The sequence below is a fragment of the Paraburkholderia sp. SIMBA_030 genome, assembly GCF_046535245.1.
Taxonomy (GTDB): domain Bacteria; phylum Pseudomonadota; class Gammaproteobacteria; order Burkholderiales; family Burkholderiaceae; genus Paraburkholderia.
In genome coordinates this window covers 1-26,299 of record NZ_JAWRXB010000011.1, presented here as the reverse complement: position 1 = coordinate 26,299, position 26,299 = coordinate 1, and the positions used below count along the sequence as shown (strand labels likewise).

At 58.9% G+C, this 26,299-nt stretch carries 25 protein-coding genes, 1 tRNA gene and 2 pseudogenes; 17 read left to right on the top strand and 11 right to left on the bottom strand.

Going from position 1 to position 26,299, the window contains the following annotated elements:
- The first annotated feature begins 399 nt into the window (after positions 1 to 399).
- From SB772_RS19675 to SB772_RS19645, 7 genes are all read left to right on the top strand, one after another.
- Positions 400 to 1,617 carry a porin gene (locus SB772_RS19675; protein WP_410834885.1) on the top strand — a complete coding sequence of 406 codons (1,218 nt, stop codon included), beginning with the start codon at positions 400 to 402 and terminating at the stop codon, positions 1,615 to 1,617.
- Positions 1,618 to 1,730: 113 nt separating this feature from the next.
- On the top strand, positions 1,731 to 2,972 hold the full coding sequence (locus tag SB772_RS19670; protein ID WP_410834883.1) for a cytochrome P450: 1,242 nt from the start codon (positions 1,731 to 1,733) through the stop codon (positions 2,970 to 2,972).
- 304 nt (positions 2,973 to 3,276) lie between these two features.
- Positions 3,277 to 3,519, top strand: a complete 243-nt coding sequence (locus tag SB772_RS19665; RefSeq protein WP_410834884.1) for an SDR family NAD(P)-dependent oxidoreductase — start codon at positions 3,277 to 3,279, stop codon at positions 3,517 to 3,519.
- A gap of 127 nt (positions 3,520 to 3,646) precedes the next feature.
- Positions 3,647 to 4,888 carry a cytochrome P450 gene (locus SB772_RS19660; protein WP_410834883.1) on the top strand — a complete coding sequence of 414 codons (1,242 nt, stop codon included), beginning with the start codon at positions 3,647 to 3,649 and terminating at the stop codon, positions 4,886 to 4,888.
- A gap of 304 nt (positions 4,889 to 5,192) precedes the next feature.
- Complete coding sequence (locus SB772_RS19655; protein WP_410834882.1) at positions 5,193 to 5,951, top strand: glucose 1-dehydrogenase; 759 nt, start codon at positions 5,193 to 5,195, stop codon at positions 5,949 to 5,951.
- Positions 5,952 to 6,617: 666 nt separating this feature from the next.
- A complete protein-coding gene (locus SB772_RS19650) occupies positions 6,618 to 6,917 on the top strand; it encodes a DUF4148 domain-containing protein (protein ID WP_410834881.1) in 300 nt (99 codons plus the stop codon).
- A 248-nt stretch (positions 6,918 to 7,165) separates the two neighbouring features.
- Positions 7,166 to 7,960, top strand: a complete 795-nt coding sequence (locus tag SB772_RS19645; RefSeq protein ID WP_410834880.1) for a FadR/GntR family transcriptional regulator — start codon at positions 7,166 to 7,168, stop codon at positions 7,958 to 7,960.
- Positions 7,961 to 7,983: 23 nt separating this feature from the next.
- On the opposite strand, the gene SB772_RS19640 is transcribed toward SB772_RS19645, so the two are convergent.
- From SB772_RS19640 to SB772_RS19625, 4 genes are all read right to left on the bottom strand, one after another.
- Entirely contained in the window at positions 7,984 to 8,301 is a 318-nt protein-coding gene (locus tag SB772_RS19640) for a GMC oxidoreductase (RefSeq protein WP_410834879.1), read from the bottom strand.
- Positions 8,302 to 8,907: 606 nt separating this feature from the next.
- A tRNA-Leu gene (locus SB772_RS19635) sits at positions 8,908 to 8,994 on the bottom strand.
- Positions 8,995 to 9,788: 794 nt separating this feature from the next.
- Entirely contained in the window at positions 9,789 to 10,334 is a 546-nt protein-coding gene (locus SB772_RS19630) for a flagellar brake protein (RefSeq protein ID WP_410834878.1), read from the bottom strand.
- A 126-nt stretch (positions 10,335 to 10,460) separates the two neighbouring features.
- Positions 10,461 to 11,096 carry a 2OG-Fe(II) oxygenase gene (locus SB772_RS19625; RefSeq protein ID WP_410834877.1) on the bottom strand — a complete coding sequence of 212 codons (636 nt, stop codon included), beginning with the start codon at positions 11,094 to 11,096 and terminating at the stop codon, positions 10,461 to 10,463.
- 1,083 nt (positions 11,097 to 12,179) lie between these two features.
- Between SB772_RS19625 and SB772_RS19620 the strand changes: the two are divergent.
- The 6 genes and pseudogenes from SB772_RS19620 to SB772_RS19595 form a co-directional block, all read left to right on the top strand.
- A pseudogene (locus tag SB772_RS19620) lies at positions 12,180 to 12,545 on the top strand (integrase); the annotation flags it as partial.
- Entirely contained in the window at positions 12,497 to 12,967 is a 471-nt protein-coding gene (locus tag SB772_RS19615) for an Hsp20/alpha crystallin family protein (protein WP_410834876.1), read from the top strand. The pseudogene SB772_RS19620 and the gene SB772_RS19615, both read left to right, overlap by 49 nt.
- Before the next feature lie 15 nt (positions 12,968 to 12,982).
- Positions 12,983 to 13,394: pseudogene (locus SB772_RS19610) on the top strand (Hsp20/alpha crystallin family protein).
- 35 nt (positions 13,395 to 13,429) lie between these two features.
- On the top strand, positions 13,430 to 13,756 hold the full coding sequence (locus SB772_RS19605) for a hypothetical protein (protein WP_410834875.1): 327 nt from the start codon (positions 13,430 to 13,432) through the stop codon (positions 13,754 to 13,756).
- 72 nt (positions 13,757 to 13,828) lie between these two features.
- Positions 13,829 to 14,395, top strand: coding sequence for an Hsp20/alpha crystallin family protein (locus SB772_RS19600; protein WP_410834874.1), 567 nt, complete (start codon positions 13,829 to 13,831; stop codon positions 14,393 to 14,395).
- 315 nt (positions 14,396 to 14,710) lie between these two features.
- Positions 14,711 to 15,052 carry an alpha/beta fold hydrolase gene (locus SB772_RS19595; RefSeq protein WP_410835116.1) on the top strand — a complete coding sequence of 114 codons (342 nt, stop codon included), beginning with the start codon at positions 14,711 to 14,713 and terminating at the stop codon, positions 15,050 to 15,052.
- Between the two features lie 434 nt (positions 15,053 to 15,486).
- Here the strand turns inward: SB772_RS19595 and phaZ are convergent, their stop codons facing one another.
- From phaZ to SB772_RS19570, 5 genes are all read right to left on the bottom strand, one after another.
- Positions 15,487 to 16,722, bottom strand: coding sequence for a polyhydroxyalkanoate depolymerase (phaZ, locus tag SB772_RS19590; protein WP_410834873.1), 1,236 nt, complete (start codon positions 16,720 to 16,722; stop codon positions 15,487 to 15,489).
- A 578-nt stretch (positions 16,723 to 17,300) separates the two neighbouring features.
- Complete coding sequence (locus SB772_RS19585; protein ID WP_410834872.1) at positions 17,301 to 17,459, bottom strand: hypothetical protein; 159 nt, start codon at positions 17,457 to 17,459, stop codon at positions 17,301 to 17,303.
- Between the two features lie 101 nt (positions 17,460 to 17,560).
- Positions 17,561 to 17,806, bottom strand: coding sequence for a hypothetical protein (locus SB772_RS19580; protein WP_410834871.1), 246 nt, complete (start codon positions 17,804 to 17,806; stop codon positions 17,561 to 17,563).
- Positions 17,807 to 18,297: 491 nt separating this feature from the next.
- A complete protein-coding gene (locus SB772_RS19575) occupies positions 18,298 to 18,585 on the bottom strand; it encodes a GYD domain-containing protein (protein WP_410834870.1) in 288 nt (95 codons plus the stop codon).
- 502 nt (positions 18,586 to 19,087) lie between these two features.
- Positions 19,088 to 19,405, bottom strand: a complete 318-nt coding sequence (locus SB772_RS19570) for a hypothetical protein (protein WP_410834869.1) — start codon at positions 19,403 to 19,405, stop codon at positions 19,088 to 19,090.
- Between the two features lie 453 nt (positions 19,406 to 19,858).
- Here SB772_RS19570 and SB772_RS19565 point away from each other — a divergent pair, with 453 nt between their 5' ends.
- The 3 genes from SB772_RS19565 to SB772_RS19555 all read left to right on the top strand — a co-directional run bounded on the left by SB772_RS19565 (position 19,859) and on the right by SB772_RS19555 (position 21,806).
- A complete protein-coding gene (locus SB772_RS19565) occupies positions 19,859 to 20,119 on the top strand; it encodes a transcriptional regulator (protein ID WP_410835115.1) in 261 nt (86 codons plus the stop codon).
- A 988-nt stretch (positions 20,120 to 21,107) separates the two neighbouring features.
- Entirely contained in the window at positions 21,108 to 21,266 is a 159-nt protein-coding gene (locus tag SB772_RS19560; RefSeq protein ID WP_410834868.1) for a hypothetical protein, read from the top strand.
- A gap of 333 nt (positions 21,267 to 21,599) precedes the next feature.
- Positions 21,600 to 21,806: a hypothetical protein gene (locus tag SB772_RS19555; RefSeq protein WP_408190343.1), complete on the top strand. Its 207-nt coding sequence runs from the start codon at positions 21,600 to 21,602 to the stop codon at positions 21,804 to 21,806.
- Positions 21,807 to 22,440: 634 nt separating this feature from the next.
- Here SB772_RS19555 and SB772_RS19550 read toward each other — a convergent pair.
- A complete protein-coding gene (locus SB772_RS19550) occupies positions 22,441 to 22,632 on the bottom strand; it encodes a hypothetical protein (RefSeq protein ID WP_410834867.1) in 192 nt (63 codons plus the stop codon).
- 233 nt (positions 22,633 to 22,865) lie between these two features.
- On the opposite strand from SB772_RS19550, the gene SB772_RS19545 reads away from it, so the two are divergent.
- Positions 22,866 to 24,680 (top strand): ABC transporter transmembrane domain-containing protein, encoded by a 1,815-nt coding sequence (locus SB772_RS19545; protein ID WP_410834866.1) that lies wholly within the window; start codon positions 22,866 to 22,868, stop codon positions 24,678 to 24,680.
- Between the two features lie 488 nt (positions 24,681 to 25,168).
- Here SB772_RS19545 and SB772_RS19540 read toward each other — a convergent pair whose 3' ends face one another.
- Positions 25,169 to 25,807, bottom strand: coding sequence for a putative quinol monooxygenase (locus SB772_RS19540; protein ID WP_410834865.1), 639 nt, complete (start codon positions 25,805 to 25,807; stop codon positions 25,169 to 25,171).
- Positions 25,808 to 26,299 lie beyond the last annotated feature (492 nt).

Sequence of the window (26,299 nt, the reverse complement as noted above, 5' to 3'; positions counted from 1 at the left end):
GCCTAAGGCGCGGTTCAACGAGTTTGCAAGAGAGCGCGATATGCGAACGGTTTGCATTATTTCAGGTGGCGCGATTCGAGACTATGCCGCAGGTGACCTTTCTGGCGTCAGGCGCGTTCACGCGTGCGGTTGTCAAATCTCTGATCTCTATAAGCCGCATACGCCACGTTGATGAAGAGATCGGCGGGCGCCGCATCGATTTGCATAGCGAATTTTGTAAAGAGCAATCCTGATCTATTTGCCGGGGTAATTAAAGCGGGAACGCTATCGAAATCGCTTCATGCGTGGCCGGTAGCGACTGACAAGAGACGTTCTTAACCTTCAGGTTGACGATAGAAAACAAAAATCTTGCACAACCTGAGAGCTTTGCAGATCTATTAAAATATATTGGAGACAGGAATGAACTACCCGAGATTGATGTTGGCGTCCGCTGCTTTACTTGTTACCCATGCCGCTTCTGCTCAAAGCAGCGTCACGCTCTACGGCGTGATCGATTATGGTCTGAACTTCGTCAACAATGCGCAAACCGTCGTGAATGGCCATAGAACGGGCCGCCAGCAATATACGATGAGCAGCAGCATCATGCAGGGTAATCGATGGGGGCTGCGAGGGACGGAAGATCTCGGCGGTGGCTACAAGGCCATCTTCGTACTGGAAAGTGGTTTTGATGTCGGGACTGGCAATTTCCAGCAAGGGGGCGATCTGTTCGGCCGGCAGGCGTATGTCGGAATTTCAACTCCGTACGGAACGGTCACGCTTGGGCGTCAGTATGATTCAGTCGTGGACTTTATCGGACCACTAACCGGTGCTGTAGGGAATGGAACGTATTCGTTGCACGGCAATGATGTCAACAATTTCGGAAACACCTACCGTGTCAATAACGCGATCAAATTCACGTCGAACACCTACGGTGGTTTCAGATTCGGTGGGCTCTACAGTTTTGGCGGAGTGGCGGGGTCGTTCGGAACCAACAGCATTTTTTCGTTGGGCGGTTCTTATGGATTCGGCGGATTCACGGTCGCCGCAGCGTTTCTGCGGGCGCGTGATCCGAATCGGTCGTTCTGGGGAAACAATGTCAATAGTTCGACGACAGCCAGCAATCTGGGTTCGATATCCGGTGTACAGGTAAATCCCGTCTACGGCGGGTTCGCCTCCGCATCGGCGTACCAGGTCGCGGGAGCCGCCGTGCAATACGCGTTTTCCCGCGTCATCGTCGGAGCGAACTATTCTAATATCAGCTTTCGTGGGCTGAATAATGCGGCATCGGGGAACCTTGCGCTCACCAACCCCCGTGGTTATACCGGTAACGCTACGTTCAACAGCTACTCCGCGTTTGTGCGCTACGGCCTCACGCCGTTCCTGTGGCTCAACGGTTCTTACGATTACCTGACCGGCGGTGCCATCGACGGAAAAGAAGGCGCGAAATACCATCTGATCAACGCCACCATCGACTACTTCCTTTCGAAACGCACCGATGTGTACTTCATGGCGAATTATCAGATCGCCTCCGGAGTCGATTCGACAGGTCAGTCCGCAGTGGCGTCTTATCTGACGATCACTCCTTCAAGTAACTCCCATCAAGTTGTTCTGCGGGTCGGTATGAGACATCTCTTCTAGAGCGTAATGCCGGTTCCAGTCACCGGCAGGGCGCGTCGCGGAAATTGCCTTCTTCCAATGTCAGGTAAGACCGGGTTATGTCAATTGCTCAACTTAAACAGAGAGTGCTGAACATGTCGACTCAAGATGCCGAAATCAGGTGCCCCTTTGCGCAGCAAACATTCCCCTGGCCGCGCGATGCAGAAGCGCCACTCAACCCTCCGCCGCAATATGCCGCTTTGCGTGAAGAAGGGCCGATGGCGAAGGTCCAACTTTGGGACGGGAGCACTGCCTGGATCGTGACGGACATGGAGCATTTCAGGGAGGTGCTGACGAACCCTCATTTCAGCGCTTCTCCTCTTGTCGCGGGGTTCCCGTTCGTTGCGCCGGCGCGCGCCGCGCAGTCGAAGTCGTATCAGACATTCATTACCATGGATCCTCCCGAACATGGTCATTATCGCCGCATGCTGACCAAGGAATTCATGGCAAAGCGCATGCAGGATTTGCGGCCGTTGGTGCAGCGTTCGCTCGACACGCTTCTTGATGAGATGGAGAAGAAAGGCGCGCCAGCCGATTTCATCAAGGACGTCGCATTGCCGCTGCCATCGCTGGTGATTTCTATCATGCTGGGGGTGCCGTATGAAGATCACGCAAAATTGCAGAAGTGGAGTGCGGATCGTATGGATCTGTCCATTGATCCGGAAGCTTTGACGCGATCGGCGAAAGAGATGACGACCTATATCGATCAACTCTTGCGCAAGAAAGAAGAGAGCCCGGGCGACGGAAGCGATCTGCTGAGCAGATTGGCGGTTGAATGGGTCAACCCAGGAAAGCTGCCGCATTCAGAAGCAGTCCAGATGGCGACGTTGTTGTATCTCGCCGGACACGAGACGACTGCCAACCAGATCGGACTCGGGCTGCTAAGTCTGTTTCAACATCCGCAGCAGAAGGCAGACCTGATCTCGGATCCTTCTCTGGTTCGCGCGGCAGTCGAAGAGATGCTTCGTTTCCATTCCATCACGCATATGAATTCCAACCGTGTTGCGACAGAGGACGTTACGATTGGAGGACAACTGATTCGTAAAGGGGAAGGCGTCCTTGCACTGCTGCATGCAGCGAATCACGATCCGGTTGCGTTCCCGAATCCTGAGAGTTTCGATATTCATCGCGAGAACAATGGACATTCTCACGTAGCGTTCTCATTCGGAATTCACCAGTGCCTGGGCCAGCCACTGGCTCGGCTTGAACTTCAGGTTGTGTTCGAGACGTTGTTCAAACGATTCCCCAATTTGCAATTGGCAGTTGAATTCGATGCACTGCCGTTCAAGAGTCAATCCTTTGTTTATGGTCTCAGGGAACTGCCGGTCAGCTGGTGAGCGACCGGCTCAAACGACTGCGTTGTAGCGAACCCGTGCGGAGAGCTTGCTTCTCCAATTCTGGTCGGTGCTGGGTGAGTACGTCGCCGATCAGACATACACATTCGACAGATGGAGCCGCTCGTTATGAACTGGAAATTTGTCGCCGTGATTCATTTGCGCGAGGGCGTCGGCATTTTCGTGGCCCTACTCGCAGATCTGGCGATTGTGGCATAGCGCTCTGGATGCGTCCGTTGATCCAGCGACCGGAGAGGATGGCCGATATACATTGCAGCGCCATCTCAACCCATGAAGGAAGAGGTAAATGAACAGGTTATTCGACAAGAAGGTGGCCCTTGTGACCGGCGCTGCATCCGGTATTGGTCGGGCAACTGCCATTGCGTTTGCCAGACTTGGAGCAGCGGTAGTTGTCGCGGACACAGATGCGCAACGCGGTGCCGAGGTCGTTCATTACATTACTGGGAGCCTCGGCGAGCAGTCACTTTTTATAAGCGTGGACGTGACAGATCCCGACTCCGTGATCAAGTTGTTCTGCGGGTCGGTATGAGACATCTCTTCTAGAGCGTAATGCCGGTTCCAGTCACCGGCAGGGCGCGTCGCGGAAATTGCCTTCTTCCAATGTCAGGTAAGACCGGGTTATGTCAATTGCTCAACTTAAACAGAGAGTGCTGAACATGTCGACTCAAGATGCCGAAATCAGGTGCCCCTTTGCGCAGCAAACATTCCCCTGGCCGCGCGATGCAGAAGCGCCACTCAACCCTCCGCCGCAATATGCCGCTTTGCGTGAAGAAGGGCCGATGGCGAAGGTCCAACTTTGGGACGGGAGCACTGCCTGGATCGTGACGGACATGGAGCATTTCAGGGAGGTGCTGACGAACCCTCATTTCAGCGCTTCTCCTCTTGTCGCGGGGTTCCCGTTCGTTGCGCCGGCGCGCGCCGCGCAGTCGAAGTCGTATCAGACATTCATTACCATGGATCCTCCCGAACATGGTCATTATCGCCGCATGCTGACCAAGGAATTCATGGCAAAGCGCATGCAGGATTTGCGGCCGTTGGTGCAGCGTTCGCTCGACACGCTTCTTGATGAGATGGAGAAGAAAGGCGCGCCAGCCGATTTCATCAAGGACGTCGCATTGCCGCTGCCATCGCTGGTGATTTCTATCATGCTGGGGGTGCCGTATGAAGATCACGCAAAATTGCAGAAGTGGAGTGCGGATCGTATGGATCTGTCCATTGATCCGGAAGCTTTGACGCGATCGGCGAAAGAGATGACGACCTATATCGATCAACTCTTGCGCAAGAAAGAAGAGAGCCCGGGCGACGGAAGCGATCTGCTGAGCAGATTGGCGGTTGAATGGGTCAACCCAGGAAAGCTGCCGCATTCAGAAGCAGTCCAGATGGCGACGTTGTTGTATCTCGCCGGACACGAGACGACTGCCAACCAGATCGGACTCGGGCTGCTAAGTCTGTTTCAACATCCGCAGCAGAAGGCAGACCTGATCTCGGATCCTTCTCTGGTTCGCGCGGCAGTCGAAGAGATGCTTCGTTTCCATTCCATCACGCATATGAATTCCAACCGTGTTGCGACAGAGGACGTTACGATTGGAGGACAACTGATTCGTAAAGGGGAAGGCGTCCTTGCACTGCTGCATGCAGCGAATCACGATCCGGTTGCGTTCCCGAATCCTGAGAGTTTCGATATTCATCGCGAGAACAATGGACATTCTCACGTAGCGTTCTCATTCGGAATTCACCAGTGCCTGGGCCAGCCACTGGCTCGGCTTGAACTTCAGGTTGTGTTCGAGACGTTGTTCAAACGATTCCCCAATTTGCAATTGGCAGTTGAATTCGATGCACTGCCGTTCAAGAGTCAATCCTTTGTTTATGGTCTCAGGGAACTGCCGGTCAGCTGGTGAGCGACCGGCTCAAACGACTGCGTTGTAGCGAACCCGTGCGGAGAGCTTGCTTCTCCAATTCTGGTCGGTGCTGGGTGAGTACGTCGCCGATCAGACATACACATTCGACAGATGGAGCCGCTCGTTATGAACTGGAAATTTGTCGCCGTGATTCATTTGCGCGAGGGCGTCGGCATTTTCGTGGCCCTACTCGCAGATCTGGCGATTGTGGCATAGCGCTCTGGATGCGTCCGTTGATCCAGCGACCGGAGAGGATGGCCGATATACATTGCAGCGCCATCTCAACCCATGAAGGAAGAGGTAAATGAACAGGTTATTCGACAAGAAGGTGGCCCTTGTGACCGGCGCTGCATCCGGTATTGGTCGGGCAACTGCCATTGCGTTTGCCAGACTTGGAGCAGCGGTAGTTGTCGCGGACACAGATGCGCAACGCGGTGCCGAGGTCGTTCATTACATTACTGGGAGCCTCGGCGAGCAGTCACTTTTTATAAGCGTGGACGTGACAGATCCCGACTCCGTGCAGAATATGGTTCGAACTACTGTTCGCGAGTTTGGCGCGCTGGATTGCGCATTCAACAATGCCGGTGTTCCTGATAAGTCGAGCAGCTTACGGGTGTCTACCCAGGACAACTGGGACCGTGTGATGTCCGTCAATCTGGAAGGCGTTTGGCATTGTATGCGGGCAGAGCTTGACCAGATGCTGATCGCCGGGAAAGGTGCGATCGTTAATAATGCATCGCGCTCAGGTCTGGTTGGTGTGCCAGGTGACGGAATCTACGGCGCGGCCAAGCATGGGGTAATAGGTTTAACAAAGGCTGCGGCGGTCGAGTTTGCAGCCAAACAGATCAGAGTGAACGCAGTTTGTCCAGGTCTTGTCGAGACGGCTTTGACTCAGGCGAGATTTGGCGATGACCTCGTCGCGCGTTCACGGCTGGCGAATCCGCTCGGACGGATGGCTGAGCCTGAGGAGATTGCTGAAGCTGTTGTCTGGTTGTGCTCAGAGGCGGCTTCCTTCGTGATTGGCGTCGCGCTGCCGGTGGATGGCGGGGCCACCGCCCGGTGACCTCTACGTGTGTGTAGCACCGGGTCCCGGGGTTTGCGGGGCTTGCATCATATTCGTTTTGCGAGCAAACCGATGCGCCGGCGTTTCGCGCTGGCGCATGCTCCAATGAGCCGTCCGGATTTTAGGCACGGCGACCTCTATCAGCTTTGCGGCGATAACCTCGTCGTCGTATGGACGCACTGCCGCGAACAGCAAGCGCCTTGACCTCCTTGATTGTTTCCGAGCGCTCACGCTCAATAAACCAACGCGGCCGGAGCGTCTGAGATTTCTCACTGCCTTTCTATTTCCTTCCAGACAATCTGCTCGAACACGTAAGGGCTCCGCGGGCGACGTAGCTGAACCGTAGAGTTCCTCTCCGCGCGGAAGCTGCCGGTCCACGCAAGGAGGGTCGGGCCTGCTGACGCGAGCCCGGGGTACGCATTCGTCACCAGTCCAAAATCCACTGCGCAAAGTATCCGACGGCCTATATTGAAAAGGCGCTAACCCGGTCATCGCCTTATGGCGTCGTTGCCCGGCGCTGAGTAGCAGTCGCGTCTCCTTCAACGTTGATTATTGCAAAAATCGTAATAGATCATTTGTAAAAATGTGCTTAATTGGCTGTCTTTGTATCGTTAAACTCACTTGAAAGGTAGGTCCAATGAATATGTTTTAAGAGGGAGTTTTGCTATGAGATTCGCATTCCAGACAGTGGTCGCAAGCGTTGCTCTTCTTGCACCCCTATTAGCGTCCGCCCAGCAGCAGGGCGCTGAATTGCAGCGCGCTCAGGTCCGCAATGAGTTGATATCGCTAGAGCGGGCTGGTTATGCTCCTGGATATCCTGCGAGCTTGCCGGCCGCAGAGGCCCGCCTGTCTCTCGAAGCGGCCGACAAAACAGCCGCTGGTTATGGGCCGTCATTGCAAGGTTCGTCGCAGTCAGGCCACGCCGCAAATCTGAATACAGCCCAGTCCGTGTACTTTGGTCTCTGAGTTTCGCAAGGATCGGGTTGGCGATGCAAATATCATCTGACGGCACGTGCGCGGATTTTGTGTCTGCGGCATGCCCTGCGGAGCGCCGTCGCGTAGTCCAGCGAGGACCGCAGGCACGCTTGTGACTACACCGACTCTGCCTGTGCTTTGACGAGACCCTCAACGCCTCGGCCGGACCTGCCTCTACACCGGTCTGAAAGACCACCCGCGTGCTGACAGCTAGCGCGGGTGAACCCCGTAGAGAACATATGAAAGATCGAACGGCAACCCCATCCGACTCTGCAATCCCCGTGGCAGCTCAACAGGACCACGAGTGGGAAAGTACTCGTAACAGTTCTTATGACGCGCAGGCACAGCCCCTTCGGGTCGGCGATAGGATTCTCGAGCAAATCCGTCTCAGGCTGAGTACCGGCGAGCTCGCGCCCGGCGACAAGTTACCCAGCGAGCGCGACCTTGCCGAGCAGTTAGGCGTTGGCAGGAACGCGGTTCGGGAGTCGTTGCGCGTACTGGAAGCGAGCGGTGTCGTCACGATCAGGAAAGGCCACACTGGAGGCGCTTTCATTAGTAACGGTGATATGAGCGTCACCGTCTCGGGTTTAGGCGACGTTCTGCGATTACGCGGCGGCCAGGTGAGTGAAATATCGGAAGTCCGCCTTTGGATGGGAGACGTGGTGGCGCGCGCCGCGTGCGAACGCCGCACTCCACTTAATCTTGAAAAGTTGCGCGAAAATCTTGAGCTGGTCGAGCGAAGGCAGAAGGCTGCCGATTTAAAGGGTAGCCTCGCTTCAGCAGCGGAATTTCACGTGATTCTGGCAGAGTGCAGCCAGAACTCCCTGCTCGTTTTGATGATGGAAACAATCATGGGAATCACGTCGCAATTTGCAACCGACTTTGGCATTAACGCGAGCGAGTTCGCACTGAACGAGCGGCGAGAAATCGTGGATGCTATCGAGGCGCGCAAGGTTTCAAAGGCGACCGCCGCGATGAAGGCCCATCTGGACAACGTGCACTCGCGCTATCGAAACGCGGTCGGACAATCGTAGGAACGCAGACAACGACATGACGATTACGCCGCTTGTCTCTCTTTCTGTCGATCGAGAATCATGCGTGACGCCTTCTCGCCAATGACCATGCAGATCGCGGCCGTATTCCCGGACGTCAGCGTGGGCATGATTGAGGAATCGGCGATACGCAGGCTTTGAATGCCATGCACTCGTAGTGACGCATCGACGACGCTCATGCTGGGCGAGCGCCCGAGAAACCGGGAAAACTCGCGCACGATGCGCAGATAGTTGGCCTGCGTCCTGGGGGAAAGCCGGCGCATGTGCATGTCGTCGATCATGCGCTGGTGCAGCGGGTTGACGCCCTGTCTGGTGTGGGTCATGACTCTGCTCCCGTTGACTGACGAGGCGGATTGCCTCGCCCTTCAACATGAAAACAGAGTTGGTTTCCCCTCCATTACCGCTATCGCGGGCCGGAGAGTCCTTTACCGCGCGAGTGGTTTCGTTCGGACGATGTTGATGGGCCTATGGCATTTCGCAAAGAACATGTCGCCGCATTGCACGACGAAGCGCACGGGCCGACCTGCAACATATTCGCCGACCCTGATCGAAAGGTAAGGCGTGGTCGAGGACTACGGTTACGACGAGATTAAGGCAAGTGTTGTCGAGATCGCCAGGCCGGCACAGCAGTTCGTCAGCTATCTCTTGTGACGCGCGGTGTGGGCCGTGCGGCATAGATGCGGCAAGGTGATGGAGGACAAACGGACAAACCTGGCCCCGTGTGTGGTGCTCGTTAACCGGGAAGGGAAAGATGCCAGGCGTGCGGTGAGTACGTTTCCAGGAGCTCGAACTTTCATGTACTCGATACTCATTCGACGCCGCCTTATTGTGGGACACGAGCATCTTCCAGGCGCTTCCAAAAACAAAAAGCCCGCAAAGCGGGCTTTTCATTAACCTAAGATCCAGCAACTGATCCGGACCTATTTTTCTGGTGCCCAGGAGAGGACTCGAACCTCCACGATGTTGCCACCGCTAGGACCTGAACCTAGTGCGTCTACCAATTCCGCCACCTGGGCACGTCTTCAAGCTAGACCGCTATTCTAACGGGATGATGAAGCGTGTCAATCCCCACTTGCAAACATCGTTTCATCATCCCGCTCAGCCGTCGTAAAGAGAAGCAAACTCGCCAACCACGGTCCTGCAAACCTGTAATCCGATCGTTATTAAGCGAACACCGTCACAAGCCTTCACACAAAAAGTAAAGCCGCCCGAAGGCGGCTTTACTTTTGAATCTGCCAAGAGAGGACCCGAATACTATTTTTTTACTTAATTGATTATAAAGAAAAAATTTCGCCTGCTTGCGTGATGTATACGTTTGTGTATACGCAAAACGATTGGATTCTACCGGATATCCCTTGTGCATTGTTCTTGTTCAGCCTCCTATGCCGAACACGTGAGACTTCACGCTACCGCCCCTGTTTCGCTGGCACCGTCGCATGCGATGCTTCACTCTCGCCAGAGAGTGTTCGACGAATCGAGGGTGTCGCGCCCCTACGGTTCGAGGGCCGTCGATGAGAATTTCGTTGTTCGTCCAAGAGCGGGCTCGAATATTATATGTAATATATCCACTGAATCGCGAATAAATTTATTTGCGGTGCGCGATATACGCACTTATGTGCGAAAACTTCGTGCGTTCGGCGTGATTGTCGGGAGGGAGCGTGTCGCTTTTATGCAGCTTCGAAAAGGCAAGATGGATTCGTCTGCAGATTGCCGTTGCTGGTGCCAGAATAAAGAGGCCGATAGTGGGCAACGGAGTCGCGGTGAGCAACGCTTACCGGCAGGAGGCTGTATGGGGTTCGACCGTCAGCAGTTAGAGACTTTCGCCGTCGTCGTGGAGTTGCGGCATTTCGGGCATGCCGCAAGATCGCTGAATATTACCCGCGGAGCCGTCGACAGCAGCCGGTACGCCACGCGCAGACGATCTCCGACCCGCCCCAGCGCCCACGACGCCGCGAGTAACATGCTGAGCGCGCTGATGTCTTGCGCGAGCGCCAGGCCTTCCTAGGTATCGCCCGACGGGTCGATTTGTCAGCGGACGGCCAGATGGGTGCGAACCCGGATCGATTTGCGCTGGCGAAGCCGGCGGATCGCACCGGGTTTCGACAGGACGATAAAGTGTCGACGGAAGCTGACAGACAGCCTCTACGGAACAAACGAAACGGAACACGGCCTGACTGGCGATCGCGACCATTTCCACGTTCTCGCCGGTCACGAGCGGCAGGATGCGGCCGTCAACGTGCGGCGGCGTCGCGAAGAGCGCCTGGTTCGGCGCAAAGCCGATGATCCGGCAAGGATGCCCGACTACAGACAAACTTGATTGGCCGCAATACTGGGCGGACGCCGTAGACGGGGTCATCTCAAGATCCGGAAATTTGCGCACGTTAAGCTGCACGTGCCCTGACCGGGTGCGCCGGGCTACCCAGCGGGTAATCGCCAGCGTGAGCAGCACGAAAATCACGGTGCCCCGGAACGGCCTGGGGGATCACGAGCGGCGCCTAAACCATCCTGTGAGCGACATGCGCTCGCGCGTCGCAGGCAATACTTCGTGCAGCATGTCGGCAGATAGAAACACTGCGATCCGGCTGCCGACTGGCAAGATGTCCTGCGTCCTCAAGCCTTCAGGATGTAGCCGCAACGCCCCGCCGTGCTCAGGCAGCCAGTCCGCGTTCAGATAGACGATGACGGACACCGTGCGGCTGTCGTCATCGCGAAATTGATCGCGGTGTCGCTGATACGAAGCGCCCGGGGCGTAGCATGCGAAGTGGCTTTCGTATTCTTCGAGTCCCAGAAAGAGCCCGCGATTCAACGCAATACGCAGCATTTCCATGATCGCGAGATACCGGTCGCGGGCTTCGGACTGGCCCGCCTCCAGCCACTGAATCCGGTCGCCGCGCACCTCGGGCTGAAGAGAACGTGCCGCGCCCTGGCCGACAAGCGCCAATGTGAGCGTCCCGGCCGTCGCAAGCGCTGCACATTCCAACGCCAGCGCGAGCGTCAAATCCGGCGGAAAAAAATTGTCCTGTTCCGACCAGCCATGGTCATGAATGGCATCCACGATACGTCGATGCCGTTCATCTCCGGGTGCATCGAAACGCGCCGGTGAGTGTGATCGGGTCACTGCCTGTTCCTTCGAACGAAAGTGCTGGGTGGAAATTCGAACGGCCGTCCGAGGCGGGTATCGGCAAGGGGGCTTGATCTGAGCGAAAGATAGTAGCACCGACTTCTTACGGGTCCTGCGGCCGGCTCTCCACGTGGTCTACGCGTGTGTCCATGCGTAGAGGCGTGCCGTCAGGAAACGGACGAAAACGTACGATAGCCGCACCGCACAATCATATATTCAACAGCTTGCGAATGGACTCCGCTTTTCGGCCAAGCGTCGGACAGCAGCATTAGTGCCAAGCCTGGTGCGACAGGGCTTTGCAAGACTCAAGGAACTTCGAGGGGACAAGCAAGGCGCGCTCCGACACTACAACGCGTACGCCGTACCCAGGGCTCTTGAACATCGCTGTCAGCAGATGAGCGCGCTGGTTTGTGAGGTTCGGAATGAGTTGTCGGCGTTCATTTATTGAACGCCGAGCTCAACAACGTGCGAAGTTCAGGCGACTACGACTATTACTCGCCGGGATCTGGATCGTCTTTACCACCACCACCACCACCCTCAACGGGAGGATCAGTTACATCAGTTAATTCAGGCGGGGGAGGTGCAGTTACAACTGCAACGGGTTCCTCACCCGGCTCCGGCAGGGGTCGCCAGATAACGATGGCTCGAGTCCCGGGGTTACGGGGTCGACTATCGTGTCCATCGGGTCGATTATTGGATCGGGCACAGGCGGGTCATCCCCCGGGTTCACGGGGTCGATTGTTGGAACTGGGCCAGCGGACAAACCATCTTCGTCATTCGTAGTCTTGTCAAACCTCACAAGGCTTACGTTCGATATCCGTAAGCACCCCCGGAGACTCTTTCCAAAATGCAATGCGCGTCGCCGACGTCGGTCCGAGCCATCGCCGGCATTCCTGCGCAGCGTGAGCGAGCAAGCAGTTTCACACAGTTCGTTGGATGAAAACCGCGAGGCCTTGGCCTACTCGATGCCGGTGTGTTGCCTAACGAACGAACGGGATTCGGCCCCTTGGGTCGAGAATGGACAGCGCCCGCTGACCGTGAGCAGAGACTGGATCTCCCTTCACCCGAAAGGAGATAGTCATCAAAGCGTTTCACGAAGGAACCGCTGCCCGAGCACCTTGGAACAAAAGTAGGTTGACGGGACAGACGCCGCCGTTGAAGCTCAAGGAAATCTGGGCCATTCGTATCAGCTTGCAGCTTTCGGCGCGCGTCCGAGACCTCGCCATGTTTAATCTGGCCATCAACAGCAAACTGCGTGCGTGCGACCTGACCAAAGTTAAGGTACGTGACATGTGCGACGGGGAGCATGTCGCCAGTCGGGCGACGATCATGCGGCAGAAAACGCAGCGACCGGTTCAGTTCGAGATAACCGAGCAAACGCGGGATAGCGATGACGCATGGATCAAGGTGGCCGGTCTCGCAGCGCCAGACTTCCTCTCTACTTCGGGAGCGACCTCTTCAGCGAGTTCAACCGCTTGCAGCGGCAGATCGATGAACTCTTCGGAGACTTCCCGTCCAGCATCTGCTCCGTCAGACGCGGTGCTTTCCCGCAAGTCAACCTCGGCGTCACCGACGACACCATCGAGATCGTCGCGTTCGCGCCCGGCATGAAGCCGGACGAACTCGATGTTTCGATCGACAAGGGCCTGTTGACGATCAGCGGCGAGCGCGAGTCGGCAACGCCCGACGGCGATAGCGACCGGAAGGTCTACGCCGGGGAGCGCTTCGCCGGCACCTTCAGGCGGGTCATCGAACTCCCGCAGAACGCTAACCCTGACAAGGTGCACGCGCGTTATGTGGACGGCTGTCTGTGCGTGACGGTGAGCAAGCACGAGTCGTCGAAGCCCCGGTCGATTACGGTCCAATGATTTGAGGAGAGAGCCATGAGCGATACCACTCAAGTTATCGAACGCGAACAGCCAACCAGCGTGACGCCGGGCACGCAGGCGAAGTCCGCGGAACGCAGGGCAACCATAGTGCCGGCCGTCGATGTTTTCGAGGACCAGACGGGCATCACGGTTATGGTCGATCTGCCCGGCGTTTCGAAGGACCAGCTCGATGTGAAGGTGCAGGACGGCAACCTCGTGATCGAGGCCGAGGCCCGCGTGCCGACACCCGACGGCTTGCGGCTGCGGCATGCCGAAATGCCTGCGCCCAGCTACTTCCGGCCTTCACGCTGAGTCCGGACTTCGACACGGCAAAGATCGAGGCGAACCTGCAGGACGGCGTGCTGAAGCTGCGCATTCCGCGCAGTGAAAAGGCTAGCCTCGTCGCATCGAGGTCAGGGTCGGGTAACCCGGAACACGCCATTACGACTATGAGGAAACCTGGTGGCGCGCCGCTGGGCGCCACCATTGCACTTCTGGGAGTTTGCAATGGAAAGCGTCACACAAGAGTCCTGGAAAGGGCATCAAATCAATATCCGTACCGTGCCGGTTCGATACGTTCACACGCCGGTATCCGCCCCTGACGGCTATGAGGCGATCGTGCAGATCTGCATGAACGGCGACGTGCTGGCGGACTGGCACCTGCCGCGTTACGGCGAACGGTGGCGCAGTCGGCAGGAAGCTGAGCGCGAAGCGAAGCAATACGCCGTTCAACTGATCAATCGCGGTGTGTTGGGTGAACCGGTGCAAGAGTTGGGTTTGGCCGCGTAGCGCGTTTGAGCGACGTCGGACTTTTCCACGCGCACCGTACGTCAATCATCTTGCAATTTGTAGGAGGATGAAATGAACACTGACCTGAGTAAATGGAACCCGTTCAAATTCCTGCGCAAAACGCAAACCGAAAAAAGCGGCGAGCAATCGTCGCCCAGTGCACCAACGTCGAAGCACTGGCTGGCCGAGTGGCCCGATGTGTCCCGGTTCTTCTCATCGGACCCGTGGCGGGCGATGGGCGAGTTGCTGCACGATCCGTTCGCAGGCGTCAGCGGTCTTGACCGATGGTTCGGCGACTTCAGTTCATCGCGGTTCCAGCCACGCATCGATGTCGTCGACGACGGCGACGCGCTGCGCATCACCGCTGAGTTGCCGGGTATGGATCGCGAGAATTTGCAGACGTCCATCGAAGACGGCGTCCTCGTTCTGCGTGGCGAGAAGAAGCAGGACACGAGGAGCGAGGAAAACGGCTGCTACCGGCTGGAACGGTCGTACGGCGCATTCACTCGTATGATCCCGCTGCCCGATGGGGTCGACATCGACAAGGTGGATGCAAAGTTTGACAAGGGCGTCCTGACGCTTCGTTTGCCAAAAACGGCTTCCGCCGGCTCCGCGGTCAGGGAGATCGAGATCAAATGAGTTCTTCGGCGCGTAGGGTCGAACGGTAGCGTGCCCGGGCGGCGTGGCATTTATCCGCCACGCCGCCCGGCGGCACCGTGGGATCAAAGCAGCTAACTATGAATGAGAAAAGGAATATGGCCCGCAGAGCGATGGACGCACTCCGGTTGGAGCCGCACGTCCTCGGTTTTTACGAACGCTTCGAACAGGCTGTCGTTCATATTCTGAGCATCGTCATTTCCGTGATCATTGCCATATCACTGTGGCAACGCATCCGCGCGGTAGTCGCATTGCTCCTGTTCCGACTTTTCCTGATTTCCTTACTGCGACAGAACCCTGCTTGCGACAACCTACAGAATCGAAGCGCCGGATCTGCCAGGACAAGGTGATTCTGATCGCCCAATGGACGGGTATGACACCCACACCCTTGCAAACCAGGTCCATCGTTTTCTTCAGCAACTCGGAATAGCTCGATACTTCCTTGCTGCGCACGATGTAGGAGCATGGGTTGCGTACCCCTACGCCTCGCTTTTCAGCGACGAGGTTCGTCGACTAGCGCTACTGGACGCTGCCTTGTCGGGATTGAAACGGCCTACCGTCGGAATCTGCATTGAAATCACGGGGATCCGAGTTCCAGCCAAACGCGCCGACTCCCTGAAAACCGATCTAATTCGGTAAGGATCGGTGTTCGGATCATCTGGCCGAACCAGCGTCTGCCACCCGCGACATTCGATCTGTTCCCGATTGCCGGACATCGTCGGCGATGTTGCTCGGGAAAGGTGCCTGGTGCCGACTATGTATGCGCGTGCACCGAAAGTTGAGCAGGTCCCTGTGCCTTTTATCGCTGAGCGCGGGGCAGTTCCATTGCTGCGTGATTACCATTGGCGTCCGCTCAACCCGACCATGGACAGGAACCGGTTCTCAATCTGGTCGAGTCTGCCCGCTTTCGCGTGGGATGATGTCGCCGCGCAGCTCAATCCCTGTCCGCCAGATTGCAGGGCGGCGTTCGCTTTTTCGGCCATCCTCTACCCGCATCTTCCTCGGCATTCGTTGCGGTTCGCTTGTGACGATGGCAGAGATTCAGGCTTACCTACAAGGAAGGGCAGCCCCGGTCAGCGCATCGATGCCCAGAACCGGACCACGGCGGGGTGAATCACCTCGTGCCACCTCGGGCCGGTGAACAGGTCGTAGTGGTCGCAATCCGATATCGTCCAACGGCAGCGCTTCTGTGCCGGGATCGCACTGCACAGCGTGTGAGCGGCGTGCGTCTGGCCCGCGCCGGCAATGTCGTCGCGGTCGCCCTCGACGGTGCAAAGCGCCGTGGATGCGAGATCCTGCAGCTGCACACAGCTTCCGCCGACGCGCCATTCCCCGTGGGCAAGGTGCTGTTCCTGAAAGATCACGCGGATCGTGTCGAGCAGATAATCTTCAGTCATGTCGAGGGCCGCGGCGTATTCGTTCAGTGAACGCAGGCTGTTCGCGATGGCCGTTGCATCGGCTGAGAGGCGGCTCGACCAGTAGCGCAATTCGAGTGCCAACTGGCGGTGCGGATGCGCGGCGACGATCGCCGCATGCTGGATGAAGCCCGGACAGACCCGGCGACCGGAACCGCCATAGCGGGGCGGAACGGTTTCGATCACCGTGTCGCGAAACCAGCCGAGGCTGTGGCTTTGCGCCAACCGGTCGACGGCCGTCGGATTGAGGCGCGTATCGATCGGCCCGCCCATCAGCGTCAGGCTGAGCGGCGGCGCTTCTCCTTGCCTCGACATCAATGCCGCAGCCGCAAGGGTCGGAACGGTAGCCTGGCAGACGGCGATGACGTGCGTATGCGCGCAGCCCAGTTTTCGCAGAAAGCGTTCGAGCGCGAACACATAGTCGTCGAGTCCGAAGCGGCCTGCGGCAAGCGGCACGTCACGCGCGTTGGCCCAGTCCGTAACGTACACATCGCCGTTCTGTAGCAGTGTTTCGACGGTCTCGCGCAGCATGACCGCGTGGTGTCCCGCGAGCGGCGCGCAGAGGAAGATATCCGGCGGCGCAGTGCGGTTTTGACCGCGCCTGGGTGCAACTGGCGCCGGCGCGCGCATGAATTGCCGCAGCGCGCAAAACGGCGTGCTGTCGACCACCCGTTCGACCACGGGTACCGACCGGTCGCCGACCGTCACCGCCGGGATGCCGAACGGCGGTGGCTCGGGCGGCGGTCGAACCAGCCGGTACAGCCAGTCATAGCCGGCAGCGGCGACGGGCATGCAAGGCATCGCCGGCGATGTCCAGGCATCGCATCCGCGCATCGCCCAGTCACTGAGCGACTGCATCAGGCCACGCTGCGCTTCAAGCCACGTATACCACATGCTGTCTCCTGCCTGCGTCTCATTCCGTCCCCCGTCGATGCCGGAGGGCCACCGGATAAATGGGAACGAACCGCGCTTGACGGCGATCAACACGCCGCGAAATTGTTGATCTGACGCAAGGGATCCGGCGTCGCGTTTTCGGATCGAAAGAAGCGTCCGTCTGATGGCGCGCCGGGCGACACGGCCGCTGGACTGTGGTGGCGGTGGTTAGCACGGCTTGGCCCGAAGGCGTGGAATTTCATGCGCATGAACCACGCCACCTTGTCATTGACGCGCCCGAACTTCGTGATGAGCGGGGATCTTCATCCATGGGCCGCGATAGTCGCAGCTGCTGACCTCCAAGGCTCCGCAACGAACAGGAAATGCCATGACGAAAGCCGTTCTCGCCCCCGAAGCCGCCGCCTTTACCCTCGGTGCCCCTCGGTGCTATTGCACTGGCATAAGCAGACGATCACGATGATCGTAGTCGGGTATGCAACAAGGTGAAGGTGCATCGCCATTGGGAAAACCGCTGCCACTGACGCAGTCTGGCCAGGTCGGCCCCGCCTTGAGCGGGGCTTTCAACTCTGGTTGCGCCATCAACGCTTATGGTGCAGCCGTTCCCGCACGGGATGCGCGTCCGGCCAGAGGAATTGCTGATTCCTGTGGAGTGCGCGTCTGTAGTGCTCTGCTACCAATATTGCCGCCATCATCAGCGCGATTACCCCAAATAGCACTCCCGTGATCGACTCGGCCATGGCAGCCTCCTTGCCGTGTCGCCGGCATGCTTGCATTTTAGGCGATGCGCTCATGGAAACCGGCGTTTTGCCCTGTCCCTTTCAATTCGGAAGACGTGGCGTTACCCGTCGATTGGTACGTCGAACTGCGTTCGACAAGCTGGGCATTTGAATGGCTCGAAGTTACCTTGCGCCGGCAATGCTGCGAGCGGCTGCTCCTCGCCGGCGAGGTAGCAGACTGGGCACGGAAACGCGTCGTGCGATCGAAGTCGGTGCCACCGGTCGATGAACCGCTGAATGTCGATAGGCTGGGTGCCGTTCGCTTCGAGGTGGTCGAGAAGCACGTGGAACAGAGCGGGGCTTTGCATTGAGACCTCCGCAGCGATTTTCAGCCATCGTAGCATCTGCGACCAAAGCGCGGCTGGTGGTCCAGGAGTTCCGCGCGCAAGCCACGCCGGATGTTCAGTGCTAGTGTAGTACTGGGGAGTAGTGCTTGGGATTCTCCCCGGTCATCGGGAGAATACGATGCCGTCAGACCCCACCACAAAATCCGCCGAGCCACCTGCAACGCGAGACAAGCCGCTCCCTGGCGCGGCGCCGCAGACCGAGTCATCTGCACTGGACGCAGAAAAAGACGAGCCGGTACAGCACGAGCGCCCGCCAGTCCGATCAGACGACAACTGACTTTTCGCCACGCCCTCGGTTTGAAGGGGAGTCGCTTCAGTGCGCCCCGGGTGGCTCTCACCGTTTCGCCGACAGCCCGACTGAAACGCCACAGGTCGCCAGAACGCCTTGTCGCGAAGCGCTTGGCGGGCGACCTTGTCTCGGCGCTTTTGCAACAGGGTGGCGGGCAACCCCGTTATAGTGTCGCGATAAACTCGTCCCAAGCGGTCCCTTGCAAGGTCTCGGTGGTAGCGTGTCCACAGGCGCGGATGATCAACGCCGCTCTCTCGAGCTGTTTCAGATCGTCAGACTCGACGATGTCCACCACATCGAAGCGCCCGAGTGTCAGATAGCTGTCTTTCCAGGTGACCGCAGGACATTCGGCCTTAATTTTCTCGGCCACTGTGGCGGCGAGCTGTTTCAGGTCTTTGGGGTCCTTGAACGCGTCAGGAAACAAACGACTGAGGATGACGTACGTGGCCATGGAATACCTCCGTACAAAAAATTGACCCGCAATTGGGTATGGCAGACACACGCGGGAAATAGCCTCCCCTCAACCGGAAGCGTCCCTGTGCATCTTGATTATAGTTGTGCCCCATGTCCTTGGCGCCGAGCTTGCGGGTCGTGTCTTTTCAGAGCAAGGGATGTCCCGAGATGCAACAGCCTCTCGGGTTTTCACAAACGGTCGAATGATCACTTGGTGTCAATTGTGAAAAAGTCGCCCGAAGTGCGAACTGTATCGTTCCATCCAACTGAGAGGTTGTGGTCGACCAGGCATAATCCCGTGCGGTCGTCCGGCATCGTGTGCCTGATTGCTTTTTTCGTGCTCGTCGCGAGTGGTTTCGCGCAGTGACTGCGACAGATCCCCGGCTGGCTTCTGCGCCGACCTTGAAACCGCCATGTGATTCCGGGCTCCCAACAGGCTCATGCCACGGTCCGAACGCGTTGGGTGAATTTCAACACCAGTCGCGAGCGCTGCCCGGGATTCAACGCTTCGGTCCCCTCATACCCTCGGTTTCCATCGCAGCATTCCGCTCTTCGCGGGCTTCAATGGGTTCCATGGTCTCGTCGATGGAAGCTGTCGCGCGTTCTGTGGCCGCCTTCGTTTCGTCGACGGTGGAACCGAGTCCTCCGTCGTCGTCGCTCGGGGGCTCCAGCATGTCTCGAAGCATGGCCTCCAACTCCGACGTGTCCCACGGCGCGCCATGCTGCTCTTTCTTCTTTATGTAGTGCCTGACTTCTGCGTCCTGCTCCGGCGTCAGGGGGAGACCGCGAAATGTGCTTTGGGGGGTAGCGTCGGTCATGGTATTGCTCCGGAATTTATCCCGTTTTGAGTGTAGCCCTGTTGTGGCCAGCAAGCCTCAACTATCGGTCTGCGCGTGGACTGATCCGTCCATTCGCATCGGCTCGTCCAGCGAGCGGACGTTGCTGTCGGCACAGATACGAACTCGGGGTTTTGGCGGCTTCGACCGCTCATGGCGATGCGCGTACCGATGCAAATTGCGACGGGTCATGAAGGATGGCAGGAACTATGACAAAACTGTCCGGACAGTTTTCCATCGAGCGCGTGCACAAAAGCTGTACGCTGGTGATTCCCGACTGCGACCGGATCGGACCCAGATGAGGGCATGGCATTCGACTTTCACAACCTCAGCCGCAGCTGCGACGCACTCGGGCACTGCGTAACGTTCTGGGGTTATGGCGACGTCGTGAAGGGGACCACGAATATCGGTGTCGGACAGACGGGAGGGCGGAAGATGCAACTGATCGAACCGGATGAACGCCAGGCTTTCCTGGCGACCTTGCAGCGCAAGGGACTGGCAGAAGGTGAATTCGAACTGCTGGAAACGGATACGACTGACCCCAAGGGCGACGAGAACGTCGGCCTGCAGGGATATGTCACCGTAACCAGACTATCAACACAAATTGTGAGGGAATACCCCATCGGTTTCGAAACCGGCTGGGTGCAGCATTTCAAACAGGATCTCGAAGCTGGCGTCTTCGATAAGCCGGAATGAGATCCCGCATCTCATTGGGCTGGTAAGAGTTGACCGCCCACCCGGTGCGGGTACCAGCCTGGAAGCAGGCATACTCACGCCCTGCGCGTGCATCCGGAGGAACAACTCCTTCGGGCGCGTCGCCAATGTCGCCCCCACGGCTTCGCAGGCGGTTGCGAAGCCTCACTACGGTTGACGGCGGGCGATAGGCGGCAGGCGTGTGCCGACCCAAAGCTGCAACTGACGAGACTAAAATGGACATTCGCGCGCCAAGTCACGAACGCACGGTGTGCCCGGTGGCAACACTTACGCCTCGGGGAAACAGGTCGCCCGCAACAAAGGATCAGTACCGCGACGCAATCTCACGGTGCGCATGCGTTTTTCGCCCGGAGTCAGCCACTCGGGATCGAAGCCCGATTTCATTCCTCGCCGCGACGAACTCAATTCGCCAGATGATATCGGCAGACGGCTGCGGTTCAAGCTCAGTTCGCGCGAGTTGCATTGGCACGCGCCCAGCACATTTGCCCTTTTGAAAGCACAGTTGTGTCGCGGCCGCCGAGAATGACTGGCACCATGGCGCCGCTGAGAAGAATCGGACGCTCCAGGCGCTGCTGTCGGCCTGCGTCGCTCGCCCCGTACATCGGTAGAAAGCAGCCCTTCCGAATGGATGGGCCGGAGCGCCTGGAGATCCAGTCAGAACACAGGGCGCCATCTGAACAGATCACCCTGTGCGTATGCGGTTTCTGGCTTTCCCGGATGAAGCGTCGGCATGACACGAGAAAGTCATTGCGTATTCGTACATGAAGCGTCTAATGAAGCATGCGTGCAGACTTCATTGGCTGTCGCTCATACAAAGACGTTGAGGTGATTCAGTACAGGACACCGAAACAATGGATGAAATGCGCGAGGAAGTGGCCAGGAGCGGGAGGTTCCCCCATGCAATCGGGAAGGTCGGTGATGGTTAGGCGGAAGCCTGATCTGCATGGTTCTGACCTCAAAGGAGGCTGCCATGAGCCAGTCAATGATCAGTTTTGTAGTGGGGATCGTGGTGCTGCTATGCGTCGCGATAATCGCAGCGGCACGGTACAGGCGAGAACACAAGGACGAGCCGGTTACCCGCTGGCTAGACGCGCATCCGATTCGCGACTGGCTGCGCCATAAGCACTGAGTGACACAAAATATGATTTTTTGAAGCGCTGGAGTACGTGAGTGCTAATTCTCTACCGCGTAATCTGTCGTCGCCCGGTGTAAATCGAGAACAAACTGAAAAGGATGACATGATGTACGCAATGTGGGGCATCCTAATCGGGATGTTGCTAATGTCCGGCGCGTCGCTGCAGCGGTATAGGCACAGCCTCCAGCGGAAGCGGGAAATCCAGTGGCTGGATGAACACCGTGTATTGGACAGGCTACGCAAGCAATTGGGATTGTCGCTCCGGAAATGACACTCGCTGGGCAGATTGGCAGGTTGCAAAGACTACTTTTTGGAGGAGTTGGCGAGATGACCATGAATTACGCAGGCAGGTCGCACGATGAAGCCGTGGCAGCGCGGCACAGGCAGAAGCAAAGGGCACAGGAACAGGCAGGCGGCGAAATGGCGATAGAAGGGACGGAGGCGGACGCGGAGCATAGTTGCGGCGAGCTCTCCGAGCGGGGAAAGCAGGTATGGCGAAGTGGAAGCGGGATTAACGGCGGGGGGAAGGAGTGATGTGGCCTTGTCGAACCGGAGCGATGCGGGCGGAGTAATGCATTTCGCGCCACATCGCTCATGAATCGGGACGCTGGCAGCGAGCGGCCCCGATCTGTAACCACAGACCCCCCATGTGCCCTCGCGGCGGTCTTGACGTGTGTCGGCGTGGCCCTGCCACATCGCGCCCTGCAATCGCACAGGTGACCGTCCGCTTACGGGCGTCGAGTTCGAGCGTCCGAAACTGTGGCCGATAGCTCCGATGGGCGGGTGATTCCGCAAAGTCGACATTGGTGAGCGATTGGCAACCGTGTACAGCCGCCCGGAGCAGCCGAGGGACAGCCATCCAAGCCGATTTCCCGAGTGTCTGCTCAACGCCTGTGAGCAGACGACTGCGAGTTGGAACGTCGAATAACCCTTAACGCGTGCCGCCGATCGCCAACACGCAGCGGCTGGTCAGGCCCGGCTATTCACGCTGGCTCCCGAACGGGCAATCGCGACCGACCGCATGGGTCGACGACAAACCGTTAGCAACATTGCTGACCTGCGGGCGTTCAAAGTTCGGCTTGGTCGGAGAGAAACGGCGGTGAGTGGCGACGCGGCTCAATTCCTGAGAGACCTGATGGCGACTGGCACATCGCCGCCCAAGCCGTCGTTAGCGGCGGCCGCTGCGACCCCACACATAGCGCACCCAACGTTGCCAGCGGCTCTGCGGCGGGGCGAGAGAGTTACGCGTTGCCTGTGCTTCGCGGTCGCGCTCGACGCTCTGCTGCACCTGTTGGTGGATTTGCCGCAACGTCAAGCCGCCGGGGCCTTTCAGTTTGTCGGGATCTGGGTTGTCTGTCATGGGAATGGCTTATTCTTCATGAGCCGACTTGATCTTGATACAGATGGGCAGTCGCAGCAAGCATGTGGATGGGCAGTTTGCTGACCGGTGCGCAGTCAGATGGGCGGGCAGTCCGCAGCGGTGCAGGCGAGCCATGAGCCCTCATGGCTCAAGGACAGGCTTGCAGGCGGACTGACTTCGAATCTGCAGGACTGGCACAATCGAGAGGATCGTCGAGCCGCTCAGGAATCCTCATGCCAGCTGCCGCAGCCCCGTCCACTTCGCGAATCAGTCCCCTGTTCGCGCTGTTGCCCTTCCTGCGCCCTTATGCCGGGCGTTGGGCGCTTGCCTTCGTGGCGCTGGTGACTTCCGCGAGTGCGACCCTGGCATTGCCGGTGACGTTCAAATACCTGATCGACAGGGGCTTCGGCGGCGGCAACCGGGCGCACATCGATCGCTATTTCCTGGCACTATTCGCCGTTTCGCTGGTGCTGGCCGGGGCCACCGCGCTGCGCTTCTACCTCGTGTCATGGCTCGGCGAACGTGTCACGGCTGACTTGCGGAAAGCGGTATACGAGCACGTGCTGGAGATGAGTCCGCAGTTCTTCGAGACTACGCAGACCGGAGAGGTGCTGTCGCGACTCACCACTGACACAACGCTGATCCAGACGGTAGTGGGCACCAGCCTGTCGATGGGGTTGCGCAACTTCTTCCTGCTTACCGGCGGCGTCGCGATGCTTGCGGTGACCAGCCCGCTGCTGTCCGCCTACATCATGGCCACGCTGGTCGTGGTGGTCGCACCTATCGTCATGTTCGGGCGTCGCGTGCGGCGGCTCTCGCGTGCGAGCCAGGACAGCGTGGCTAACGCGAGCGCGCTGGCGGGGGAGGTGCTCAATGCCATGCCGACCGTGCAATCGTTTACGCAGGAGCCCCGCGAGGCACGGCGCTTCGCCGGCGCGGTGGAAGCGGCATTCGAGACGGCGCTCACTCGTATTCGGGCGCGCGCCTGGCTGACCGCCGTGGTCATCGTGCTGGTATTCGCGGCCATCGTGTTCGTCCTGTGGCTCGGAGCGCAGGCGGTGCTGGCCGGGCACATGACGGCTGGCCAGTTGTCCCAGTTCATCCTCTACGCAGTGGTTACCGCCGGGGCTGTGGGAGCGGTCGCCGAGGTGTGGGGCGATCTGCAGCGTGCCGCCGGCGCCACCGAGCGGCTACTGCAACTGCTGGCGGCGCACTCGCCGGTGGCGCAGGCCGAGGCCGTCGTTCCGCTGCCGACGCACGGGGATGGCATCCGCTTCGACAACGTTAGCTTCTCGTATCCGTCCCGCCCCGGCATCGCCGCGCTCTCCGGCCTCTCGCTCGATGTCCGCCCGGGCGAGCATGTCGCCTTGGTCGGACCGTCCGGCGCCGGCAAGACCACCCTGTTCCAACTGCTGCTGCGCTTTTACGACCCGCAAGGCGGCAGCATTCTGATCAACGGCGTCCCGACACGGCATGTGCCGCTTGCCGAGTTGCGCCGGGAAATCGGAGTGGTACTGCAGGAATCGGTGATCTTTTCAGGCAGCGTGCTCGACAACATCCGCTACGGCGCGCCTGAAACCACACTCGCGCAAGTACAGCGGGCCGCCGAAATGGCCGCTGCGACTGGCTTTATCGAAGAACTGCCGCAACGCTACGACACGTTTCTCGGCGAGCGCGGGGTGCGACTTTCTGGCGGACAGCGTCAGCGCATCGCGATCGCGCGCGCGATCCTGAAGAATCCGCCCATCCTGCTGCTCGACGAGGCCACCAGCGCGCTCGATGCCGCCAGCGAACGGCTGGTGCAACGGGCGTTGGACAACGCCGCGCAAAACCGCACCACGCTCGTCATCGCGCATCGTCTCGCGACCGTACAGCAAGCCGACCGCATTGTCGTGCTGGAACAAGGCCGCATCGTTGCGCAGGGCCGTCACGCCGATCTCCTTCAGACTTCTCCACTCTATGCGCAGCTTGCCGCCCTGCAGTTCGGCGAGCCGCTGGGGCAGACGGAGCAGCGCGGCGCTGTGCGCGATCAAGTCGATTCTGCTTGAAGACGTGATTCAGGTCGCCCGGGCAGCCAAGGCGCGCTTGTCACCCGTTAGAAGATCGACTGGCCGTGGTCCGGCCGGCCGACGGGTGTTCGCCAGCGGCCGGGCCGAACGGTCGCGTTACCGGTCGAAAGCACCGCCCGACACATCCGTGCACGGAGGTTCCGTCACGATGCTGGCCCCCATCGGCCGCGATCCGCAACCGTCCGCAAAGACCGACCAGCCGCAGATAAATGCTGCGCGAATGACAGGCTCATGGTGGCCCGGAAGCGGCTCATCGAGAGCCGCGCCGCGGCTGAATGGTCCAAACGGGTCGAAGAACAACCCTCAACGAAGACGGACGGTCTTGCCTGAAAACTCTCGGGGCTGGGTACCGCCACGCGATGCTCACTATAAGACTGTTTGCGCTGTCCCTGACGATACGACACGGAGGCAGACTCCGGCCCTGTGGGGACGCCCTATCAGGCCTCGTTCGCCGTCCGCTTGACCGTTCACCGGGCTCCCGTAGACTGCTCGGCCCATTTTGCGTCGACCACGTCGGGCATTCCGATATCCGGCACGCTACCCAGCAATGACAGCGAATGCTTGGCGAGTTCCCGAGGAACATGCCCCGTCAAGTGCGCAAACCGACCGCCGTTGTCGGGGAAGACGTCAAAGATGCCGAAGTGATCGTCGTCAAAGCGGATGGCAAACCAGGCGACGGTCCTGGGTTCCTGTTCCACGAGTGCTTGCGCGTCGCGAAGGAACTGCGCGACCTGTGACTCGTGGCCCGCCTTTGCCTTGAACGTGAGGAGCAGCGCCTTCGTGACCGGCTCGCCCGATGATGTTGAGGGCAACTTGTCGGCCAGGACGTCGAACTCCTGAATCAGCGGCGCCCCGGCAAACACGCTGCCGCCGGCATCCAGCAGTGCTTGTGTAACTGGGCCCGCCAGATATGCCTCGCGGCCGGCATCGTCTGGGAACACGTCAAAGATGCCGTACTCCGATCGCCCGAATCTGATCGCGAACCACGCGGTCGTTGCGGCTTCCGCCCGACCCATCGCGAGAGCCGAGCGCAGGACGTCCTCCGCCATGGCGTCGTCGTTGCCGGCCTTGACTTCCAACCTGACGAGCAGACCTTTAGTGCCCATGAGACACCTCCATTCGTAATCGACCGACCGTGAGTGCGTCGAGCGTACAGTCCTTCGACGTTAACAAGCCAGCAGCGCCGCGCAGTAGAGCCAGTGCGCTCCCTCCGGAGGACACCTTCGGTCCTGCGATCGTCGCCGGCGGCACCGGGCTAGACATCTCGCCCGGCGATCCTGCGCGTGTGCAATGCACCTCAACTGACACGATAGTGGATTTCGCCTCGCCGTTCCAGGCGGGTTCGCTGGAACCGGCTTGCCCTGATGACTCTGGCATCTGCAGTTGCACGAACTCGCTCGCGACACGTCTGCAAGTCAGGAGCCGGAGCCTGCCGACGTCCGGTGCTGGCCGGACCCGGTTCCAGGCTGGCGGCGGTGGCGACTCCAGTTTGCTGCGCCGGCCCGCTGAACTGAAACCGGCGCGAGCTGTATGCCACGTTTGTGGGCCAGCTCGCCAAACTGCCGGATGACACGAAGATCTACCCCGGGCATGACTAC

Coding starts and splice junctions, on each gene's coding strand:
- SB772_RS19675 (WP_410834885.1), top strand. CDS start 400: ATGAACTACCCGAGATTGATGTTGGCGTCCGCTGCTTTACTTGTTACC.
- SB772_RS19670 (WP_410834883.1), top strand. CDS start 1,731: ATGTCGACTCAAGATGCCGAAATCAGGTGCCCCTTTGCGCAGCAAACA.
- SB772_RS19665 (WP_410834884.1), top strand. CDS start 3,277: ATGAACAGGTTATTCGACAAGAAGGTGGCCCTTGTGACCGGCGCTGCA.
- SB772_RS19660 (WP_410834883.1), top strand. CDS start 3,647: ATGTCGACTCAAGATGCCGAAATCAGGTGCCCCTTTGCGCAGCAAACA.
- SB772_RS19655 (WP_410834882.1), top strand. CDS start 5,193: ATGAACAGGTTATTCGACAAGAAGGTGGCCCTTGTGACCGGCGCTGCA.
- SB772_RS19650 (WP_410834881.1), top strand. CDS start 6,618: ATGAGATTCGCATTCCAGACAGTGGTCGCAAGCGTTGCTCTTCTTGCA.
- SB772_RS19645 (WP_410834880.1), top strand. CDS start 7,166: ATGAAAGATCGAACGGCAACCCCATCCGACTCTGCAATCCCCGTGGCA.
- SB772_RS19640 (WP_410834879.1), bottom strand. CDS start 8,301: ATGACCCACACCAGACAGGGCGTCAACCCGCTGCACCAGCGCATGATC.
- SB772_RS19630 (WP_410834878.1), bottom strand. CDS start 10,334: ATGACCCCGTCTACGGCGTCCGCCCAGTATTGCGGCCAATCAAGTTTG.
- SB772_RS19615 (WP_410834876.1), top strand. CDS start 12,497: ATGGATCAAGGTGGCCGGTCTCGCAGCGCCAGACTTCCTCTCTACTTC.
- SB772_RS19600 (WP_410834874.1), top strand. CDS start 13,829: ATGAACACTGACCTGAGTAAATGGAACCCGTTCAAATTCCTGCGCAAA.
- phaZ (WP_410834873.1), bottom strand. CDS start 16,722: ATGTGGTATACGTGGCTTGAAGCGCAGCGTGGCCTGATGCAGTCGCTC.
- SB772_RS19585 (WP_410834872.1), bottom strand. CDS start 17,459: ATGGCCGAGTCGATCACGGGAGTGCTATTTGGGGTAATCGCGCTGATG.
- SB772_RS19580 (WP_410834871.1), bottom strand. CDS start 17,806: ATGCAAAGCCCCGCTCTGTTCCACGTGCTTCTCGACCACCTCGAAGCG.
- SB772_RS19575 (WP_410834870.1), bottom strand. CDS start 18,585: ATGGCCACGTACGTCATCCTCAGTCGTTTGTTTCCTGACGCGTTCAAG.
- SB772_RS19570 (WP_410834869.1), bottom strand. CDS start 19,405: ATGACCGACGCTACCCCCCAAAGCACATTTCGCGGTCTCCCCCTGACG.
- SB772_RS19565 (WP_410835115.1), top strand. CDS start 19,859: ATGCAACTGATCGAACCGGATGAACGCCAGGCTTTCCTGGCGACCTTG.
- SB772_RS19560 (WP_410834868.1), top strand. CDS start 21,108: ATGAGCCAGTCAATGATCAGTTTTGTAGTGGGGATCGTGGTGCTGCTA.
- SB772_RS19555 (WP_408190343.1), top strand. CDS start 21,600: ATGACCATGAATTACGCAGGCAGGTCGCACGATGAAGCCGTGGCAGCG.
- SB772_RS19550 (WP_410834867.1), bottom strand. CDS start 22,632: ATGACAGACAACCCAGATCCCGACAAACTGAAAGGCCCCGGCGGCTTG.
- SB772_RS19545 (WP_410834866.1), top strand. CDS start 22,866: ATGCCAGCTGCCGCAGCCCCGTCCACTTCGCGAATCAGTCCCCTGTTC.
- SB772_RS19540 (WP_410834865.1), bottom strand. CDS start 25,807: ATGGGCACTAAAGGTCTGCTCGTCAGGTTGGAAGTCAAGGCCGGCAAC.